Genomic DNA, 18,145 nt, shown 5'->3' with positions numbered 1-18,145 from the left:
GAGATATGAAAAAACGAGAGCTGGAACAAGAGGGGAAAAAGTGGGTAGCAGAGGGAATTATAACGAATGAGCAATTAAATAAAATCTTACAAAGAAAGCAACAAGATAATCCAAATTATATTATTATTTTATTTGCTGTATTATTAACGGGGCTTGGCTTTTTAACATTTATTATGTCAGATTGGGCCCGTCAAGCACATCTTTCCCGGGTCATCCTTATTATTGCTGTAACATTTTTCCTCTATGTTCTAGGGGATATATTACATCGAAAACGCAATGAACTATTCGGAATCAGCTTTATTGTATTAGGCTACATTGTGTTTGGGGCTGGATTTCTTTTAGTGATAGATATTTATCACGTATCGATTTATTCAGCATGGCCGTTTTTAATTTGGGGATTGATTGGTCTTATTCTCTATTATATCTATCATCACCCCTTATTATTTTCAGTGGCAATTTTCGTCACGACAGCAGGACAAATCTATAATGGTGCAGCTTTTTCTGAATTTAATTGGCTGTTGCTGCTCCTGTTTTTTCTTGGCTTTTCTTACTTTATCTATATGGAGAAAAGGAGGCTTTACAGTTATTTATTTGCGATAGGTTATACAATTCAGATGCTTGTTATGTTAACATGCATATTTGAACAATATTACTGGTTTATTGTGCTCATGCTGCCACTCTATTTAATTAGCAGTCTGCTTCGAAGTGAAACAGAGCGTACACCGATAAAACTGGTTAGCCTTGTTTCAATATTCATTTTTGGAATGTATCAGACGTTTGCTCTTCAGGACAGCTGGTTTTATAAAGAGATTCAATTTGAGGTGAGCTTTATTATTGTATGGCTCGCTTTAATTATCAGCGGAATTGAATTGTGTGGAAGCTGAGAAAAAATCAAAAGGAAGAACTTATAGATTTCATTCTCTTTTTACCAGTTATGTTTCTGCCGCTGTCTTATTTGATTGGTATTATTGTCTTATTCTTATTTTCACTTGGCTGGATTTTTATTGGAAATTATAAGGATAATCCGAGGTCTGTCTTGCTTGGTACAGTTGCTTTTCTTGCCAGTACATTTACAGTATATATCCAGTATGCCTGGGATGCATTGTATCGGTCCCTATTCTTTTTCATTGGAGGAATTCTCTTGTTTGTAATTAGCTTTTATATTGAGAAACAGCGAAGAAAGCTGGTAAATGAAAGCACAAGGAGTGAAAAGGAATGAAACGAATTCTATTTTATGTTTTACTCTTTGTCCAGGCTGCTGTGCTATTGCTTTTAGCTGTGCAGCATATGCTAATTGATGATTATGGAACGAAAATAAGGCTTCTGCAGGATAGACAACTTCAGACACCATTATCAAGAGGGGAATTCTCTATATATAGATTATGAAATTAATGAGATACCTGAAGAGGTGTGGGAAATTGAGCGTGAATTAGCCCGGGGTGAGAGAGTTTATGTTGTGCTGCAGCCAAATCAATCAAAGATCCATGAACCAATTCGTGTAACGGAAGACAAACCAAATGCGGATGCAAATGAAGTGATTTTTCCAGGGAGATATAAATATAAGGGCGAGCTGGAAAAAAAGCATTATGTTGAATATGATATTGAAAGAATCGATAATTACGAAGAACAATATCAATTAAGCGATAATAAACGGGCGATAGTTACTGTTAAGATTGCACCATGGGGTCAAAAAGCTATTGTGGGAATGGAAGAAGAGTAATTGGAGTATTGCTTCCCAAATGATTTCTTTACAAGAACATGGTATGATGATTTGTGAGAGAAATTCAAGATTTAGAGAAATGAGGAGGAATTATATTTATGCTTCATATGCATGTTACGTCATGGATTGTTGGATTAATTCTATTATTAGTTGCTTTCGTTCTTTACAAGAAAAACAATGAAAAAGGCGCTAAAATTGTCCACATGATTTTACGTTTATTCTATCTATTGATTATTATTTCCGGCGGGTATTTGCTGTTTGATGTTTATCTGAAGAACTTTGCAATGCCAATCGGTGCTGAAGCAATAACAAAAGGGATTGCAGGTATCTGGTTAATCGCTGCAATGGAAATGCTTCTTGTTAAAACGAAGAAAGGGAAGTCGACAGGAGCATGGTGGATTCAGTTAGTAATTGCACTAGCTATTGTACTTGTTCTTGGTTATATCCGTCTGCCGCTTTCTTTCTAAACTGAAATATAAAAGGCCGTCTCTGAAGAGATGGCCTTTTTAATTTGTACGTTGCTGAACGGTCGCTTCAGCTTTTGCATTCGTCTAGCTTCAGTGCGCAGCAACTATCGGACTTCCTGTGCTTCTGTACAATAAGTCAACATCAGTTCGTCCCTCACTGTGTTTCCTTTATCTCCGCCAGCCCAGTCCAGTCCGTACGTTGCTAAACGCGCACTTCAGCTTTTGCATTCGTCTAGCTTCAGTGCGCAGCAACTATCGGACTTCCTGTGCTTCTGTACAATAAGTCAACATCAGTTCGTCCCTCACTGTGTTTCCTTTATCTCCGCCAGTCCAGTCCGTACGTTGCTAAACGCGCACTTCAGCTTTTGCATTCGTCTAGCTTCAGTGCGCAGCAACTATCGGACTTCCTGTGCTTCTGTACAATAAGTCAACATCAGTTCGTCCCTCACTGTGTTTCCTTTATCTCCGCCAGTCCAGTCCGTACGTTGCTAAACGCGCACTTCAGCTTTTGAATACTTTTTAACAATTTCTGTTTAGTGGTTGACTTAAATTGTGGATAGGGAATAATAGAACAGGATAGATATTTAGATTGGTGGGGGAACGATTAATGAAGAGATTAATATGGATGAGTTTGGCTGCAGTTTTTGTTGCCTATGTATATGCTGCACCAGCTTTTGCTGATACGAGAGAGCTGGAAGATGAGATAGTTTATGAAATTATCGTTGATCGCTTTAATAACGGAAATTATGAAATTGATAAGGATGTTGATGTAGACGATCCTAAAAAGTACCATGGTGGAGACTTAGAAGGAATAACGAAAAAATTGGATGATTTGGAGAATATTGGTATAACTACCATTGCTCTGTCTCCAATCATGGCAAATGCAGATAATGGCTACCATGGCTACTGGATTGTTGACTTTATGAATATGGATAACCAATTTGGAAGCTTTGAGGATTTGGACGAGCTTGTCGCCGAAGCACATAAACGCGATATAAAGGTTGTTCTGGAATTTGTGACAAATCATGTCTCTAAGGAACATCCAATTGTCAATGATACGAACAAAGCTGATTGGGTAAGTCCTGATCGCGCAGAAGGTCCAGAGTGGACAGATGCAGTTGTGAAATTAAACCAGGACAATCCAGAAGTACAGGATTATTTGCTAGATGCTGCTTCGTTTTGGCTGGAAGAGACAGATATTGATGGCTTAGTGCTGCATGCTGTTGAGCAATCTTCGGTTGATTTCCTTGAAGTATTTACGAAAACATTAAAAGACCGTTATGATGATATTTATTTGATTGGAGATACTTACCAAGATTTTGATAACAGAGATAAAGTCCTTGAAAGAACAGCACTTGATGGGATTGATAATTACGAGTTAAGTGAATTGATTTCAGACATATTCAGTGAGCCGGAACAGCCAGTCTCTGAAATTTACGAAGCTTCAAAAGCAGCTGGTGAGCATGCGAGTCTGGTGTTTGTGGATGATAAATACTCAAAACGTTTTACACAAAAGTTTTCGGAAAACAAACGTAATACAGTAACTGCTTGGACATTAGCTTTAACCTATATGTATACAACACCCGGAACACCGGTGATATTGCAGGGATCTGAAGTAGGGATGTATGGTGCTGAAGCAGAAGATTCTCAGCGTCTTGTACCGTTTATTAGTGGTGATCCTGAGCTGAAGGAATTCCATGATCGGATATCTTCTTTGAGAGAAGAGTTCCCGGCGCTTCGCAAGGGTGACTTTGAAATAGTTGAATCCAGTGGTGCGATGACCGTTTTTAAGCGTACATATGAAGAGCAAACAATGTATATTACGATTAATAACGGGACAGAATCCAGTTATATTGATGTAACGGATATTGGATCAGATAAAATGCTTCGTGGTTATTTAGAAGATAATCTCGTCCGGGAAAATGAGGAAGGCAATCATCGGATTGGTATTCCCCGAGAATCAGTTGAAGTATATGAGGTAGTAAATAACGAAGGCATTAATTGGGGCTTTCTTTCAATTGTAATTGGAGTTATGGTAATCTTTATTGTCGGAGTCGTGTTTTTAACAATTAAACAAAAAAAACGTGAAGCGAAGTAATGAAAGAGGCAGGGATAAATCCCCCTGCCTCTTTCCCTTCGATTATCCTAATCTTGGTTTATCAGAAAAGAAAAGTGCGAGTGTTCCTGGACCAGAGTGTGCCCCTATTACCGAACCAACCAATTCAATTACGATATTATTTTTTTCTACACCGTATTTTTCTTGAATTAGTTCAGATAGTGCTTCCGCTCGTTCCAAATCATCACCATGGCTGATTCCGATAATCTGATTTTTAAAGTCGGAACCACGTTCGTCCATTAATTCAAGCATTCGTTTAAGGACTTTTTTGGAACCGCGCAGTTTTTCGATTGGAACTAACTTGCCATCTTCCACATTGAGTATTGGTTTAATATTCAGCAAGCCGCCAATAAAAGCAGATGTTTTACTGACCCGGCCACCGCGGTATAGATACTCAAGGTCATCTACCGTGAAGATATGTTCCATATGTTCCGCTTGATAATTTGCTGCTTCTACAATTTCTTTAACGGAAGCACCGTTCTTTGCAAGCTTAGCAACATATAGAACGACTAGACCATAGCCAATAGAGGCACATTTGGTATCAATAATATGAATGGGAGCATCTGGATAGTCTTGTTTCACGATTTCTTCCATAATTTTAGCACTTTGATATGTGCCGGAAAGCTCGGAAGAAAAAGACACATAAACAAGTGGCTCATTTTTCTCTGCATATTCGGTAAAGATAGACTTAAAAGCTTCTGGTACAGGCTGTGATGTTTTCGGAGCTTTTCCGGCTCTCATTGCATCATAGATTGATTTAGGATTAATTTCTTTTACGTCTGCGTATGCTTTGTCATCTAAGTGAACATTTAAAGGTATCATTTCAATGTCATATTCGTTATAATGTTCCTTTGATAAGTCACAAGCAGAATCAGCAACAATTTTTACGTTCATTTTTTCACTTCCAATCCTGAATTTGCTATGCTTATTCTAGTTTAAAGCTAGTTTATCGTTTAGTCAAAAACAAGTAGAAGCGCTAAAAGGGATTGTTAAGCAAAGTACAGAATAAAAATGAAAATTATTAATGAGTAGATTAAAAAAAACTGGAGGGTAAGCGATGTTTATGATGGAGGCTAAAAGAATTATCGTTGTAATTATTGGTGCCTTATTAAATGCTGTATCATTGAATTTTTTCCTGATATCAGCAAATGTTTATGCTAGTGGATTTTCTGGGGCAGCACAATTATTATCAAGTGTTTTCAATGACTTTATCGGTATAAGTATTGGAACAGGAATATTTTTACTTTTACTTAATATACCAGTATTTATTTTAGGCTGGTTTAAAATTGGCAAGGGGTTTACAATTTATAGTATCATCTCCGTATTATTTATGACAATTTTCCTTGAATTCATGCCAATTATTGCATTATCAGATGATATAATATTAAATGCAGTCTTTGGTGGAGTAATTGCTGGTGTCAGTGTAGGTATTTCTTTAAAAATTGGTGCATCAACAGGTGGAATGGATATCGTTGCTATGGTTTTGTCACGCATGAATGATAAGCCTGTGGGTACTTACTTTATGTTGCTGAATGCAGTTATTATTGCGTTTGCAGGCATTTTATATGAGCCGGCAAATGCGCTGTATACACTGGTGGCACTCTATGTAACGACAAGGGTTATTGACGCTATTCATACTAGACATGTAAAATTGACAGTTATGATTATTACTCAAAAAGCAGAGGCATTGCAAAAAGCAATTCATGATAAGCTCATTCGCGGAATTACAATTCTGCCTGCGAAGGGTGCCTACACTAAGACGGATAAAAATATGCTTTACCTTGTAATCACAAGATATGAACTTTATGATTTAGAAAAAATAGTAAACGAGGTTGATCCAGAGGCCTTTACAAACGTGGTTGAGACTACGGGGGTATATGGATCCTTTAGAAAGGATTAGTGAAAAAGTGAAAGTAAGATATCTTTTAGCCATTATGTTTCTATTCTTACTGGCTGCATGTGGGGAAGAGGCTGCGCCAGCTGAACGGAATGGGGATACTCAGCAGGAAGTTTCCGTCTCCTTCCGAAATTTAGATATTCAAGTGGAAGATACATCCTTTGTGTTGACTGGGGAAGTTAATGCAAAAGAGAATATCTTTTATTATGCAGTGAAGCAGGGAAAGAATGAGTTAATAAGCGAGGAGTCAATTGAAGTAGCGAAGGAAGGGGCAAGCTGGACTGGCTTCGAAATAACGGGACAATTACCAGAAGAGGCAGTTGAAAGTAAGGATGCACCGATTATTACGATGTACGGCAAGACAGCCGATGGGGAAGAAATTAACCCGAATTATATACCGATTGATATAGGGATTAAATAGCTGCTCAACTTTAACGCGAAGCAAACAAGATTTACCTTATCCAGCTATTATAGCGCTGACTGTTAGGGAGAGCAGTTTACTATTGGTTATTTGAAACATTCTAATTATATAAAGGTGTTAAAGGAATATTATTATAAGAATGCGGTAATAAAAAACAGTTCTGATCTATCGTCCATAAGCGATAAATTAGAACTGTTTTTTTATAATCTGCATTAAGATCAAGCTATGTATTTAATAGCCATGATTTTCCAGTAATTCAACAACCTTTGGTGATAGGCTATCCCATTCAACATCGAATAGTTTATTTACAGTTATAAAATTTTGATAGCCAAAAACATTATCAACACCATCAATTTTCATTAATTCATTTAAAATTTCATGTTCACTCGTGTTTCCTGGCATAAGTGAGAAGCTTTTTGTGCCTTCAAATATCAGTTTGTCAGATGTGAATTTCATTGCGTTCGGGTTTGGAGTGCCCTCGATACGAATTGCCATTAAAACTCGCTCCTTCTTTGTTCATACTTACCATCATATTAGCAGATAAACAGTAATTTAAAAAGTAAAAAGCATGAAAAGACGGATTTACTCCATCCAGTCGAAGGATAAAATAATCCGCCATGTATCATTGCATTTTATAAACGGCAGCTTTAAAAATCAGAAGTGATAAATTTGATTAAAAACCGCCTACATTATGATTATCTGCTTCTTGTTTTTTCCGCGCTTTATCTGTAAATTTTTTTTCAGAAACCTGCTCATTCTTCTGTCCTTTTTCAAGGTTGGGCTTTTTTGATGGCACTCTTTGATTCGAATTGTTCATAATTTTCCTCCTGTATAGTTGAAAAGGGTGAACGTTAAACGTTCACCCTTAGTATGGATTATAATGAATCAGCTATACATAGAGTTCGTTAGCTTACTGTTTTGCTGATATTTAAATAACTTTGCAAAAATATGCCAACACCATCTTCTTCATTCGTTGCAGTAACATGTTTAGCAATAGATTTCAGTGGATCAATTGCATTCCCCATTGCGACACCAACGCCTGCATAGTCAATCATTTCTAAATCATTATCTTCATCACCAAAGGCAATGATTCTTTCTTTCGGAATATCGAAATAATAAGCAATTTTTTCAAGCCCTACTGCTTTATTCATGCCTTTTTTGATAATCTCTATTACATTAAATGGTGCTCCCCATTTGCGATGTTCAATAATCTCTGCATGGTACTCATCCAAATGGTTTCGCAAATTATCTACTTGATGTTCTTCTGGATAGACCAGAATGGAAGTGGGATCCACTTGAAGTTTATGTTTTAAGTTGCCAATCGTATATGGAGGTTCATCAGCCATCTGGTCGAGAAAGTCAATAATTTTTCTGTCATAGGAATCGATAAACACGTCGTCCATTACTTCAGCGAGAATATTGTTAACACCTAAGTCATAGCAGGCATCAATAATTTTATGGGCGGTACGAATGGGCATTGGATTATGTAAGGCATCCCAATTGCGGTTTGTCGGATGGTGAATCAGTGCGCCATTAAAATTGACCATGGGCGTATCCAAGTTAAGCTCATGATAATAGTTAATGCTTGAGCGGTGTGGTCTGCCTGTTGAAATAACGAGAATATGTCCTTCTTCTTTTGCTTTCAATAGAACTTGCTTTGTATGCGAACTAATTTGTTTTTTATCCGTCAGCAAGGTTCCGTCTAAATCTAATGCAATCAAGTGTTTATTATTTGTCATATTTTCACCCCATCTTCAACTAGTTTATAAGGGAAGGAAAGGAATGTAAAGTGTTTTGGGATAATCTTGGATACACCCAAGCCCCTACTAAAATTTAATTTTGTTTCTCACTGGCGGCGGAGCAAGAATATATGTAACATAGAGGAAGAGGTGATGGTGCATGATAGGGATTATAAAGGAGAAACTGGGCGATATTCCAAGCCTGGTTGTAGTTGATTCAGAGAAACAAAAGGAAGCTTTGCCAGTCGTGCTATTTTTCCATGGGTTTACAAGTGCGAAGGAGCATAATCTGCCAATCGCATTTTTATTGGCAGAGAAGGGATTTCGAGTGGTGCTGCCTGATAGTGAACTTCATGGCGAACGAGAGCATAATGTGTCTGCGATTAAAAAGCAGGTTTCCTTCTGGGATATTGTGTTAAAAAATGTGAAGGAAGCTGAAGAAATAAAAAATGCTTTAGACGCAGCTGGGCTGATTTTAGATGGAAGAATCGGTGTTGCTGGCACAAGTATGGGTGGTATCACTACTTCGGCGGCATTGACTCAATATGAGTGGATTAAAACAGGGGTCATCTTAATGGGCTCACCGAGAATCACTGCTTTTGCAAAAACACTTGTAGAGAGCTTTAAAAATGACTTAGATCTGCCAGTTACTGACGAACAAATAGAAGCATTATATGGAGAGCTGGAGCGTTGTGACTTATCATTGCAGCCTGAAAAACTTAACCAGCGTCCTTTATTATTCTGGCATGGTCAAAAGGATTCGGTTGTTCCTTTTGATCATTCCTATACATTTTATGATTCAGTGAAGCAAGACTATAAGAACAGTGACGATATTCGCTTCATAAAGGAAAAAAATACTGATCATAAAGTAAGCAGAAATGCTATTCTCGAATTAGTAAAGTGGTTTGAAAAATACTTATAATTCCGGCTGATAGAAGAAAGCTATTTTAGAAGAAAGTGATTTTTAAAAGTTATGTGAATCTATGGTATGGCTGATAGTAAATGCTTAAGTTTTTCTCTGAAATATGGTTTAATAAGGTCAAGAAATAAAAGAGGAGGTATATATAATGGATGCAGAAATGAAAGAATATCTTATGGGCGCACTTGAAAATGTGATTGACCCTGAATTAGGAATAGATATTGTTAATCTCGGTTTAATATATGATGTAGACTTAGATGAAAATGGCTTATGTGAAGTAACGATGACACTTACTGCTATGGGATGTCCACTTGCTGGTCATATTGAGCAGGATATTAAATATGCGCTTTCTGATATACCAGAAGTTAAAGAAACAAAAACAACTATTGTTTGGAATCCGCCTTGGGGTAAAGATAAAATGTCCCGCTATGCGAAGATTGCTTTAGGAATTCCTGATTAAGCAAGATAGCTTAAATTAATTTAAAAAACAGGCAGCTGTAATTTGCTGCCTGTTTTTTAATCATATTTATAAAAAGAAGATTACTAGTAAACCTACAACAAAACAATAGTAGGCAAAGTACTTTAAGTTTCCTTTTGCCATAATATTCATGAACCATTTCAATGCAAAATAAGTTGCAATAAACGCTGTAATGAAGGCAATTAAGTTAGGAATAAGCAGCGCTTGGAATTCTGGGCTTGTAACTAAATCCGGCACTTCAAGTATCGTCGTACCTAAGCTCACAGGAATATATAACAGGAAAGCGAAACGAAGTGCTGTATCTTGTCTCATACCAACGAGCATTGCTGAAATGATGCTTGCACCAGACCGGCTGATTCCTGGAGTTACTGCAACTGCCTGAGCTAGTCCAACAATAACCGCATCCTTTGTTGTTAATTGACCTTCAAGTTTTCTCCCGCGAAGATTACGAATCATCCAGATTGCTGCACCAGTGATTAATAATGTTACACCAACAACATTAGTCCCGCTAAGAACTTCTCCGAGATAATCACCAAATAATAGACCAACTACACCAACAGGTATGGTTGCAATGATTAAATAAATTACAAATTGAAAATCACTTTTTGCCGACTGATCCCGCTTGAAAATAAATAGATAGGTATTTTTAATTAAGCGGATAATATCATCCTTATAAATAATAAATACCGCGAGCAAGGAGGCGAAATTGACGAATATCTCAAAAGAAAGTCCTTTTGCTTCGATCCCAAACAAATGTCTGAAAATGATAAGGTGTCCACTGGAAGAAATCGGAATTGGCTCGGTGACCCCTTGTACAAGTCCAAGTACTAAATATTGTATGATGAGTTTTAAATCTGTAATTAACTCCATTATTCTCTCTCCTTCAAACTTGAATCTGATTTCTCTTTTTACCAAGAAGACAAGTAACCTAAAACAGATTGGGTGAATAGTCTAATTGGTGAGGAGGTTGATTCAATGAATAATCATTCTAACGAAATGTATGATCAATGTAAAAAATATATGCATGCTTATGTCCTTGCTGAGACGAATGATGGAACAAGTTTTGATGGTATCATAACAGGTCTTGATAATGAATTTGTTTATTTTGCGGTTCCAAATGATAACTCTGATTCAGAGTACCGAACTATGAACAATGATTACAGGCAATTTGGCTATCCGGGATATGGTTATGGTGGTGGCTATGGCGGTTACGGCGGGTTTGGCTATGGTGGGCCGGGACGTTTCAGACGACTGATTCTGCCGTTAGCTGCATTAACCGCTCTAACCCTGCTTCCTTGGTATTAGAGCAAAAACCTGAAAAGACATTGCCACTAATCATAAAATTTGAGCGCTGAAACTGGCAAATATCAAAGCCAGTGCGCTCACTCTAAACTGCATCTATTACATTTGTGGAATAAATAAACATTTTCAAGAAAGAAACAAACCCTTGCCATTTAACCTCGAAGGCAAGGGTTTAACCGTTTAGCTTACGTTTAATTTTTTTTCTCTTTTAAAACAACGTCCCCCATGATAAAGACAATTACCATGAAAACTACAGCTAATATGCCAGCCTCAGCAAGTACAAACGGTTGGCCGGCCATGCTTGTGAGCACATATGTTACTGCTGCGCTGATAAGCAGAGACCAAATGATGGTCATGATGTATCTCATTTTAGGCACCCCACATTTCCATCAAAATAAATAGTATGTATCAACATTTTTATTACATAATCAATATCTTAATATATTTTATCAAAGAAGTAAGAAAATGAAAAGCTTTTCTTCGGAATAGATATTTATAAAAGTTCAATTATCAAATTAGATTCAAAGGAGTGGTATGAGTGGAAATTCTGGTAATGAATTATACGGATTGGATAGGCTTTCATCTGGCAGAAGCATTACTAAATGAAGGGTATACTGTACATGGCATCAAGGGGGAAAATGGGAATGAAAATTTAGAAGGATTTCTTGTAAGGAATAGTAATTTTCATGTTCAGAGAAAAATAGAGAAAAGAAATTATCTGCTTGTGATTTGCCCTGGGAATAATGAAAAATTATCAGAGCTGGATGCGGCTCAAACTCTTTTTATAAACACTGTAGATATTGACCAAGAGAGTGGAATATTATTAATCAACGTCCCATTTCTATATGGTGAATGGATGCCAATGGACGAAGAGGGATTTTACGTAACGAATCAAAAAGTAGCATTTGACTCCGAAATTTTAAAAAATGAAGCAATCTATATTGGCGATTTTATCAAGCTATTTTTACAATGGATAGGAAAAACGACTGACTTAGAAGAAATCAGGATGAAATTAGGAAAAAATATAACAAATCAAGCTGTAAAACTTGAAAAAACTTTCTTTGTCGATGAAAATGTTCCTATAGGGGATAAATTTGAAAAAGTAATCGGACATTATAAGAAGTATCATATATTTTATCCTCAGGTGAATTAATTTTAGAAGTGGGGGGGCAGTATTGAAAAAACACTATATACTAATCAGCTTAATCATCGTAATGATACTGCCTGGATGTAGTTATTTTGAAGGCAGCAACCTTCAAAATGTAGGTATGCTTTTTGATTCGGCGATTGATCAAAATACTTGGAGTAAAAAAGGTTATAAGGGTCTTTTGAAAATCGAAGAAGAATTTGATATTGATGTCTTCTACAAGGAAAATATTCGCACAGAAGAAGAAGTAATTCGTGCGGTTGATGATCTTGTAAAAGAAGGAGTAAATTTGATTATTGGACACAGCAATCTTTTCGGCAATTATTTTGTTGATATTACAGAAACATATCCTGATGTACACTTTGTTTACACAAATGGGGCAATATACAATCAATCTGTAACAAGCTTGAACTTTAATGCTCATGCAATGGGTTTTTTCAGTGGTATGATTGCTGGTGAAATGACAGAGAGTAATCAAATTGGTGTCATTGCCGTTTACTCATGGCAACCAGAGCTCGAGGGCTTTTTTGAAGGGATGAAATATCAGAATCCAGAGGCATTGATTCATGTTGACTTTGTGAATGACTGGGATGATAATACACTTGCATTAGAACTCTATGAACGGTTCAAAGCGGAGGGAAGTGATATAATTATTCCTCTTGGTAATTCATATAGTGCCTCGGTTATTGAGCAAGCAGCTGCTGACGAAATATATTCAATTGGCTACATTGACGAGCAGTCCGAACTTGCTGAGGAATACGTGCTTACAAGCATGATTCAACATATTGATAAACTATATTTAGAAGTTGCAGAAGCATTTAATAAAGAAGAAGTTAATGGTGGAATTCAAACATATGATTTTCAAAATGAATATATTTCTTTAGGTACATTTAATCAAGCAATACCGGAAGCGTTCAAAAAGGAAATTGAAGAAGCAATAGAAGAATATAAAAAGACGAATCTGCTGCCAAACGAAATAAACTAGAGGAGAAATTCTCCTCTTGTCAGATTCTCTTTTTTACTTTAAAATTAGTACCAAGTCATAATGTTTGCTATTAGAAATTGCTTCTATATTTTTGAATAAATAAGCTATCGTTTCTGGAAAATGAGAACCGTCTGAAATAGGCTTTAGTTATTAAAGTAAAGGAGAGATTTAAATGGATGTAGGTATACTCGGAGCTGGGCATTACTTGCCAACAAAAGTTGTTACCAATGAAGATATTGAGAAAATAGTTGATACGAATGATGAATGGATTCGTACAAGAACTGGAATAGAAGAAAGAAGATTTGCAGAGGATAGCATTGATACATCAGATATGTCTTACCATGCAGCTGTCGACGCATTAAAAGAAGCAAATGTAAAAGCAGAGGAAATAGATCTTATTCTTGTTGCTACTGTAACACCGGATACGCCATTCCCGTCTGTTTCTTGTATGATACAGGATCGCTTGGGAGCAGTAAATGCGGCTGCGATGGATGTTGGTGCTGCTTGTGCTGGATTCATGTATGGATTAATTACAGCCAAGCAATTTATTGAAACTGGAGCATATAAGAAAGTACTAGTAGTTGGTGCAGATAAGTTATCCAAAATTATCAACTGGGAAGATCGCTCTACTTGTGTTCTTCTGGGAGATGGTGCTGGCGCGGTAGTAGTAGGGGAAGTAAGTGAAGGAAAAGGTATTCTTTCTTTTGAATTAGGTGCCAAAGGTGCTGGCGGCAAGGAGCTTTTCCAAAATAAAGAAGGCTATCTGGAGATGAACGGGCGTGAAGTATTTAAATTTGCTGTACGTCAAATGCCTGAATCGACTGTTAATGTTATCGAGAAAATTGGCCTGAAAAAAAGCGATGTCGATTATTTAGTACCACATCAGGCTAATATCAGGATTATGGATGCCGCACGTGAACGCCTTGGTATTGCAGAAGATAAAATGGCAACAACAATCAAGAAATACGGAAATAATTCTTCGGCATCTATACCTATGGCTTTATCCGAGTCTGTGAAAAATGGTAAAATAAAAGATAATGATTTAATCGTCTTAGTAGGATTTGGCGGTGGATTAGCCTGGGGTGCAGTGGCAATCCGCTGGGGAATATAAAAGACTTATGTGGAAAGGAGTATAAAGATGGGTGAACAAAGAAGAGTTGTAATAACAGGCCTGGGTGTTGTAACGCCTGTAGGAAATGATGTAAATACAATGTGGGAAAATATCATTGCTGGAAATTCTGGAATTGATGTTACCACACGTGTTAATACGGATGATTACCCGGCGAAGGTTGCTGGGGAGGTTAAAGATTTTGATCCATTGAATTTTATAGATAAAAAAGATGTTCGCAGAATGGATCCTTTCACACAATATGCTGTTGCAGCTTCTAAAATGGCTGTAGAGGATGCTGGGCTTGTCATTAATGAAAGCAATGCAAATCGTGTTGGTGTCTGGATTGGCTCAGGTATTGGCGGCATGCAGACATGGGAAGAACAGCATCGAAAGCTTATTGAAAAAGGACCGAGACGTGTAAGTCCATTTTTTGTGCCGATGATGATTCCAGATATGGCAGCTGGTCAGGTTTCCATTCAGTTAGGTGCTAAAGGTATTAATTCATGTACGACTACCGCTTGTGCATCTGGAGCAAGTTCGATTGGTGATGCTTTTAAAGCAGTACAGCGCGGTGATGTAGATTATATTATTGCTGGTGGAACAGAGGCGCCAATTACAGATATGGCCTTTGCTGGTTTCTCATCTGCTAAAGCATTGTCAACAAATCCAGATCCAAAAACAGCGAGCCGTCCATTTGATAAAAATCGTGATGGATTTGTAATGGGTGAGGGTTCAGGTATTTTAATTATGGAATCGTTGGAAACGGCATTAGAGCGCGGTGCTCATATTTACGGAGAAATAGTTGGCTATGGTGCAACTGGAGATGCGTATCATATTACAGCACCAGCTGATAATGGTGAAGGAGCCGCACGTGCAATGCAACAAGCATTAAATGATGCAGGGCTGTCACCGGAAGATATTGATTATATTAATGCACATGGGACAAGTACAGAATTAAATGATAAATATGAAACAAGTGCAATTAAAACAGTATTTGGAGAACATGCATATAAATTAGCTGTTTCTTCAACGAAATCGATGACTGGTCACTTACTCGGAGCAGCAGGTGGTGTGGAAGCGGTGATTTCCCTTAAAGCAATTAAAGAAGGTATTATCCCTCCAACAATTAATTATGATACACCTGATGAAAACTGTGATTTAGACTACGTGCCAAACGAGGCACGCAAGCAAGAAGTAAATGCCATAGTGAGTAATTCACTTGGATTCGGCGGTCATAATGTCTCGTTAGTATTTAAAAAATTTAACAACTGATTATATGTAACTTTAAAAAGCTAGCCAGTATTTGGTTAGCTTTTTTCATGTCATGAACCAGAAAGGACAAGCATAGAATTAATAAAAATAAAGAAGGACGAAAGAAGCGAGAACCAGGAGGACAGCTTCTGTTTGTCCCTAAAGTGGTGATTATATGTGGTTTGTCTTTCTTTTTTTAATTGGCTTTGGTCTGAGTGTGACTGGTGGTGTAACAATTATCGCTTATCTCAACCTGCTGCCAGCTGGCTTGTCGTATAGTGAGGTTTTTAGTTTTATCCTCATGCGAGTGGAGTGTTACTTTTTCCCGTTAGGTATCATTATCATGATTTTCGTTCTTTACTTGTATCCGAATCATTTAAGATAAAAGTCGTTCATGAAAAGGGAATATTTTATGCGTGCTTTGGTCATAATGTATTTTAGATTAATTTTCCAAGAGGTGGGATGTAAATGATGTACTTACACGATGTTTGGGTAAATTGGTTTGAAAGCGAAGAAAATGGCTATCAAGTTGCGCAATATCATGAATGGCGTAAAGAGGATAAAATTGAAGTGATTGATCAAACTCCTTTGCTGTACATAAAGAATCATCTATTTGAGTATATAGAAAATGATTTACAGGAGCTTCCTGCAAGTTTACTGGATACGATTTATAAACGGTCATTTATGAGAAAGGGTCAAACGCGCAATGTAGTAGATTATTCTTGCGTTATTACAAACGGTTTTGAATCACTGGCAATCGATACAATAGGCTATAGTATCCCTGTGAGGAAAAGCCGTTTAATCCCAAGACAGGAACAGCTTGTCTACGACATGATAAAATCTGCAAAGCCCCAGGGGTTTGGTTTTAAACTTCGTAATTACCAAAAGGACTATCATATCCTTTCGATGCCGCCCGAGCAAGTACGCGGACTAACTCGGAGAGAAAGAGAGATTAAACAAATTCTAATGCTGGCGCTTGATCAATTACGAACGGCGGGCAACCTTGAGGAGCTAAGGTATTGGCTCACAGAATGGGATCCAAAACAATATGCAGTAATTCGTTTTTTAAATGTAGATGAAGTATGGGAAAAACTATTTAATGGTGTGAAACAGGGATACAGTGAGAATCATGAAGCATTTTGTGCGAAGATAGTGAGAGGACAGCCTTTTTTAGAAAAACTATGGATTTTAGAGAAAGAACATGCACAAGATACATCCAAATCTTAAGTAAAGGCAAACCCCCTTTATAGGTTTAAATATAGTGAAAAAACCAATTCAAAATGAATTGGTTTTTTCTTTTAAGTTATTTTCTGACTCGGCCAAGCCCCATCGCTTTCTTTGCTTTTGAAATTGTTTTATTAGCAATCTTTGAGGCATTTACTGCACCTTCGTCTAAGATGATATCCAGTTCTTCTGAATCAATTAATTCAGAATATCTTTCTTGGATAGGCTGAAGAAGGTTTACCACCGCATTTGCTACACCTTGTTTGAAATCTCCATAACCTTTTCCTTCGTATTTTTTCTCGAGATCTGCTATCGATTCACCCGTACAGCTGGAATAGATTGTAAGTAAATTAGAAATTCCAGGTTTATTTTCTTTATCGTATTTTACAATGCCTTCTGAGTCAGTAACAGCACTCTTGATTTTCTTTTCAATTTTTTTAGGATCATCCAGCATGGAAACGAAGCCCTTCACATTTTCATCAGACTTACTCATTTTCTTTGCAGGATCTTGCAAGGACATGATACGCGCCCCAACTTTAGGGATGCGGATTTCCGGAATAGTGAAGATGTCATTGAAACGATTATTAAATCGTTGTGCAAGGTCTCTTGTAAGCTCCATATGCTGCTTTTGATCATCTCCAACAGGTACAAGGTTTGCCTGGTACAGAAGAATATCTGCTGCCATCAATGCTGGATATGTTAACAAAGCGGAAGAAACTGCTTCTTTGCCATGGGATTTATCTTTATATTGTGTCATGCGTTCAAGCTCGCCTACATAACTAATTGATTGCAGCATCCAGCCTAATTGTGTATGAGCGGGAACCTCTGATTGTATAAACAGTGTTGCTTTCTTTGGATCCAAACCAGAGGCAAGATAAAGTGCTGCCAATGAACGGATATTTTTTCTTAATTCCAGTCGATCCTGTGGTACAGTAATTGCATGCTCATCAACAATACAGAAATAACATTGATATTCATCCTGCAATTCAACAAATTGCTTTATTGCTCCTAAATAATTACCAAGTGTTAATGTACCACTCGGCTGGATACCAGAAAAGATTGTCTGCATCAAAACCACTCCTTTAAAATTTTCCATAAAAAAATTCATTCATTCCCTAGATGCAAGGGACGAATGAATCGCGGTGCCACCCTAATTATTCTGCATTTATGCAGAATCACTTAAAAGTTAATGTGCTCGAAAGTCCAATTCCAATCCACCTTGATGCTTATTCTCACCAACCATAAGCTCTCTGGAAATCAGCGGGTAATTGTACTAAATCTTTGTCATAGCTAATAATATACAGTTTTTAATTATTATATAGATTTTATTTTAGAAAAGCAACTAAAATTATTGTATTGAAAGATGGA

24 protein-coding genes and 1 other annotated feature are annotated in these 18,145 nt (G+C 37.2%); of the genes, 17 read left to right on the top strand and 7 right to left on the bottom strand.

Features of this window, described 5'->3' with window-relative positions; all coding sequences use genetic code 11:
- Positions 1 to 5 precede the first annotated feature (5 nt).
- The 6 genes from NST93_RS08890 to NST93_RS08865 all read left to right on the top strand — a co-directional run bounded on the left by NST93_RS08890 (position 6) and on the right by NST93_RS08865 (position 4,285).
- Complete coding sequence (locus tag NST93_RS08890; protein ID WP_405103258.1) at positions 6 to 884, top strand: DUF2157 domain-containing protein; 879 nt, start codon at positions 6 to 8, stop codon at positions 882 to 884.
- Positions 872 to 1,219, top strand: coding sequence for a hypothetical protein (locus NST93_RS08885; protein WP_405103256.1), 348 nt, complete (start codon positions 872 to 874; stop codon positions 1,217 to 1,219). The genes NST93_RS08890 and NST93_RS08885 overlap by 13 nt, the downstream gene beginning before the upstream one ends.
- Positions 1,216 to 1,386 (top strand): hypothetical protein, encoded by a 171-nt coding sequence (locus NST93_RS08880; RefSeq protein WP_405103254.1) that lies wholly within the window; start codon positions 1,216 to 1,218, stop codon positions 1,384 to 1,386. The genes NST93_RS08885 and NST93_RS08880 overlap by 4 nt, the downstream gene beginning before the upstream one ends.
- A 22-nt stretch (positions 1,387 to 1,408) precedes the next feature.
- The gene (locus NST93_RS08875; RefSeq protein ID WP_405103252.1) at positions 1,409 to 1,720 is read left to right on the top strand and encodes a GDYXXLXY domain-containing protein; all 312 of its coding nucleotides are present in this window, start codon (positions 1,409 to 1,411) and stop codon (positions 1,718 to 1,720) included.
- 98 nt (positions 1,721 to 1,818) lie between these two features.
- Positions 1,819 to 2,187 carry a YisL family protein gene (locus NST93_RS08870; protein WP_405103250.1) on the top strand — a complete coding sequence of 123 codons (369 nt, stop codon included), beginning with the start codon at positions 1,819 to 1,821 and terminating at the stop codon, positions 2,185 to 2,187.
- Positions 2,188 to 2,794: 607 nt separating this feature from the next.
- Positions 2,795 to 4,285, top strand: a complete 1,491-nt coding sequence (locus NST93_RS08865; RefSeq protein ID WP_405103248.1) for an alpha-amylase family glycosyl hydrolase — start codon at positions 2,795 to 2,797, stop codon at positions 4,283 to 4,285.
- Positions 4,286 to 4,327: 42 nt separating this feature from the next.
- On the opposite strand, the gene NST93_RS08860 is transcribed toward NST93_RS08865, so the two are convergent.
- Positions 4,328 to 5,197 (bottom strand): DegV family protein, encoded by an 870-nt coding sequence (locus tag NST93_RS08860; protein WP_405103246.1) that lies wholly within the window; start codon positions 5,195 to 5,197, stop codon positions 4,328 to 4,330.
- A 163-nt stretch (positions 5,198 to 5,360) separates the two neighbouring features.
- Here NST93_RS08860 and NST93_RS08855 point away from each other — a divergent pair, with 163 nt between their 5' ends.
- Together NST93_RS08855 and NST93_RS08850 are read left to right on the top strand one after the other, a co-directional pair.
- On the top strand, positions 5,361 to 6,203 hold the full coding sequence (locus tag NST93_RS08855) for a YitT family protein (RefSeq protein ID WP_405103244.1): 843 nt from the start codon (positions 5,361 to 5,363) through the stop codon (positions 6,201 to 6,203).
- A gap of 7 nt (positions 6,204 to 6,210) precedes the next feature.
- The gene (locus tag NST93_RS08850) at positions 6,211 to 6,621 is read left to right on the top strand and encodes a hypothetical protein (RefSeq protein ID WP_405103242.1); all 411 of its coding nucleotides are present in this window, start codon (positions 6,211 to 6,213) and stop codon (positions 6,619 to 6,621) included.
- Positions 6,622 to 6,852: 231 nt separating this feature from the next.
- Here NST93_RS08850 and NST93_RS08845 read toward each other — a convergent pair whose 3' ends face one another.
- The 3 genes from NST93_RS08845 to NST93_RS08835 all read right to left on the bottom strand — a co-directional run bounded on the left by NST93_RS08845 (position 6,853) and on the right by NST93_RS08835 (position 8,360).
- Positions 6,853 to 7,116, bottom strand: a complete 264-nt coding sequence (locus tag NST93_RS08845) for a NifU N-terminal domain-containing protein (RefSeq protein ID WP_405103240.1) — start codon at positions 7,114 to 7,116, stop codon at positions 6,853 to 6,855.
- A gap of 178 nt (positions 7,117 to 7,294) precedes the next feature.
- Positions 7,295 to 7,438 carry a hypothetical protein gene (locus tag NST93_RS08840; RefSeq protein ID WP_405103238.1) on the bottom strand — a complete coding sequence of 48 codons (144 nt, stop codon included), beginning with the start codon at positions 7,436 to 7,438 and terminating at the stop codon, positions 7,295 to 7,297.
- 88 nt (positions 7,439 to 7,526) lie between these two features.
- On the bottom strand, positions 7,527 to 8,360 hold the full coding sequence (locus tag NST93_RS08835) for a Cof-type HAD-IIB family hydrolase (RefSeq protein ID WP_405103236.1): 834 nt from the start codon (positions 8,358 to 8,360) through the stop codon (positions 7,527 to 7,529).
- A gap of 160 nt (positions 8,361 to 8,520) precedes the next feature.
- Between NST93_RS08835 and NST93_RS08830 the strand changes: the two genes are divergently transcribed.
- Both NST93_RS08830 and NST93_RS08825 read left to right on the top strand, forming a co-directional pair.
- On the top strand, positions 8,521 to 9,282 hold the full coding sequence (locus tag NST93_RS08830) for a prolyl oligopeptidase family serine peptidase (protein ID WP_405103234.1): 762 nt from the start codon (positions 8,521 to 8,523) through the stop codon (positions 9,280 to 9,282).
- A 145-nt stretch (positions 9,283 to 9,427) separates the two neighbouring features.
- Positions 9,428 to 9,739, top strand: coding sequence for a metal-sulfur cluster assembly factor (locus NST93_RS08825; protein WP_405103232.1), 312 nt, complete (start codon positions 9,428 to 9,430; stop codon positions 9,737 to 9,739).
- 66 nt (positions 9,740 to 9,805) lie between these two features.
- On the opposite strand, the gene NST93_RS08820 is transcribed toward NST93_RS08825, so the two are convergent.
- Positions 9,806 to 10,618, bottom strand: a complete 813-nt coding sequence (locus NST93_RS08820; RefSeq protein WP_405103806.1) for an undecaprenyl-diphosphate phosphatase — start codon at positions 10,616 to 10,618, stop codon at positions 9,806 to 9,808.
- Between the two features lie 114 nt (positions 10,619 to 10,732).
- On the opposite strand from NST93_RS08820, the gene NST93_RS08815 reads away from it, so the two are divergent.
- The gene (locus NST93_RS08815; RefSeq protein WP_405103230.1) at positions 10,733 to 11,062 is read left to right on the top strand and encodes a hypothetical protein; all 330 of its coding nucleotides are present in this window, start codon (positions 10,733 to 10,735) and stop codon (positions 11,060 to 11,062) included.
- A gap of 188 nt (positions 11,063 to 11,250) precedes the next feature.
- On the opposite strand, the gene NST93_RS08810 is transcribed toward NST93_RS08815, so the two are convergent.
- Complete coding sequence (locus NST93_RS08810; protein WP_405103228.1) at positions 11,251 to 11,427, bottom strand: DUF2929 family protein; 177 nt, start codon at positions 11,425 to 11,427, stop codon at positions 11,251 to 11,253.
- Between the two features lie 170 nt (positions 11,428 to 11,597).
- Here NST93_RS08810 and NST93_RS08805 point away from each other — a divergent pair, with 170 nt between their 5' ends.
- The 6 genes from NST93_RS08805 to NST93_RS08780 all read left to right on the top strand — a co-directional run bounded on the left by NST93_RS08805 (position 11,598) and on the right by NST93_RS08780 (position 16,780).
- Positions 11,598 to 12,212, top strand: a complete 615-nt coding sequence (locus NST93_RS08805) for a hypothetical protein (protein ID WP_405103226.1) — start codon at positions 11,598 to 11,600, stop codon at positions 12,210 to 12,212.
- Positions 12,213 to 12,234: 22 nt separating this feature from the next.
- Positions 12,235 to 13,191, top strand: coding sequence for a BMP family ABC transporter substrate-binding protein (locus tag NST93_RS08800; protein WP_405103224.1), 957 nt, complete (start codon positions 12,235 to 12,237; stop codon positions 13,189 to 13,191).
- 172 nt (positions 13,192 to 13,363) lie between these two features.
- Positions 13,364 to 14,302 carry a beta-ketoacyl-ACP synthase III gene (locus tag NST93_RS08795; RefSeq protein ID WP_405103222.1) on the top strand — a complete coding sequence of 313 codons (939 nt, stop codon included), beginning with the start codon at positions 13,364 to 13,366 and terminating at the stop codon, positions 14,300 to 14,302.
- Positions 14,303 to 14,329: 27 nt separating this feature from the next.
- Entirely contained in the window at positions 14,330 to 15,574 is a 1,245-nt protein-coding gene (fabF, locus tag NST93_RS08790) for a beta-ketoacyl-ACP synthase II (RefSeq protein ID WP_405103220.1), read from the top strand.
- Between the two features lie 154 nt (positions 15,575 to 15,728).
- Positions 15,729 to 15,938, top strand: coding sequence for a hypothetical protein (locus NST93_RS08785; protein ID WP_405103218.1), 210 nt, complete (start codon positions 15,729 to 15,731; stop codon positions 15,936 to 15,938).
- Between the two features lie 83 nt (positions 15,939 to 16,021).
- Positions 16,022 to 16,780: a DUF3603 family protein gene (locus NST93_RS08780; protein ID WP_405103216.1), complete on the top strand. Its 759-nt coding sequence runs from the start codon at positions 16,022 to 16,024 to the stop codon at positions 16,778 to 16,780.
- Positions 16,781 to 16,856: 76 nt separating this feature from the next.
- Here the strand turns inward: NST93_RS08780 and trpS are convergent, their stop codons facing one another.
- Positions 16,857 to 17,846 (bottom strand): tryptophan--tRNA ligase, encoded by a 990-nt coding sequence (gene trpS / locus NST93_RS08775; RefSeq protein ID WP_405103214.1) that lies wholly within the window; start codon positions 17,844 to 17,846, stop codon positions 16,857 to 16,859.
- 52 nt (positions 17,847 to 17,898) lie between these two features.
- Positions 17,899 to 18,074 (bottom strand) — a binding site (T-box leader).
- Positions 18,075 to 18,145: the final 71 nt, after the last annotated feature.

Source organism: Oceanobacillus sp. FSL H7-0719 (assembly GCF_045040795.1).
Classification (GTDB): Bacteria; Bacillota; Bacilli; order Bacillales; family Amphibacillaceae; genus Oceanobacillus.
The sequence above is the reverse complement of the archived record's forward strand: the minus strand, read 5'-3'. Positions and strand labels throughout refer to the sequence as shown.

Bases quoted from the DNA above. Each gene is read 5' to 3' on its own strand.
- NST93_RS08845 (WP_405103240.1), bottom strand. From the start codon at position 7,116: ATGGCAATTCGTATCGAGGGCACTCCAAACCCGAACGCAATGAAATTC.
- NST93_RS08825 (WP_405103232.1), top strand. From the start codon at position 9,428: ATGGATGCAGAAATGAAAGAATATCTTATGGGCGCACTTGAAAATGTG.
- NST93_RS08795 (WP_405103222.1), top strand. From the start codon at position 13,364: ATGGATGTAGGTATACTCGGAGCTGGGCATTACTTGCCAACAAAAGTT.
- NST93_RS08815 (WP_405103230.1), top strand. From the start codon at position 10,733: ATGAATAATCATTCTAACGAAATGTATGATCAATGTAAAAAATATATG.
- NST93_RS08830 (WP_405103234.1), top strand. From the start codon at position 8,521: ATGATAGGGATTATAAAGGAGAAACTGGGCGATATTCCAAGCCTGGTT.
- NST93_RS08870 (WP_405103250.1), top strand. From the start codon at position 1,819: ATGCTTCATATGCATGTTACGTCATGGATTGTTGGATTAATTCTATTA.
- NST93_RS08865 (WP_405103248.1), top strand. From the start codon at position 2,795: ATGAAGAGATTAATATGGATGAGTTTGGCTGCAGTTTTTGTTGCCTAT.
- NST93_RS08880 (WP_405103254.1), top strand. From the start codon at position 1,216: ATGAAACGAATTCTATTTTATGTTTTACTCTTTGTCCAGGCTGCTGTG.
- NST93_RS08855 (WP_405103244.1), top strand. From the start codon at position 5,361: ATGTTTATGATGGAGGCTAAAAGAATTATCGTTGTAATTATTGGTGCC.
- fabF (WP_405103220.1), top strand. From the start codon at position 14,330: ATGGGTGAACAAAGAAGAGTTGTAATAACAGGCCTGGGTGTTGTAACG.
- NST93_RS08840 (WP_405103238.1), bottom strand. From the start codon at position 7,438: ATGAACAATTCGAATCAAAGAGTGCCATCAAAAAAGCCCAACCTTGAA.
- NST93_RS08780 (WP_405103216.1), top strand. From the start codon at position 16,022: ATGATGTACTTACACGATGTTTGGGTAAATTGGTTTGAAAGCGAAGAA.
- NST93_RS08785 (WP_405103218.1), top strand. From the start codon at position 15,729: ATGTGGTTTGTCTTTCTTTTTTTAATTGGCTTTGGTCTGAGTGTGACT.
- NST93_RS08810 (WP_405103228.1), bottom strand. From the start codon at position 11,427: ATGAGATACATCATGACCATCATTTGGTCTCTGCTTATCAGCGCAGCA.
- trpS (WP_405103214.1), bottom strand. From the start codon at position 17,846: ATGCAGACAATCTTTTCTGGTATCCAGCCGAGTGGTACATTAACACTT.
- NST93_RS08835 (WP_405103236.1), bottom strand. From the start codon at position 8,360: ATGACAAATAATAAACACTTGATTGCATTAGATTTAGACGGAACCTTG.
- NST93_RS08890 (WP_405103258.1), top strand. From the start codon at position 6: ATGAAAAAACGAGAGCTGGAACAAGAGGGGAAAAAGTGGGTAGCAGAG.
- NST93_RS08860 (WP_405103246.1), bottom strand. From the start codon at position 5,197: ATGAACGTAAAAATTGTTGCTGATTCTGCTTGTGACTTATCAAAGGAA.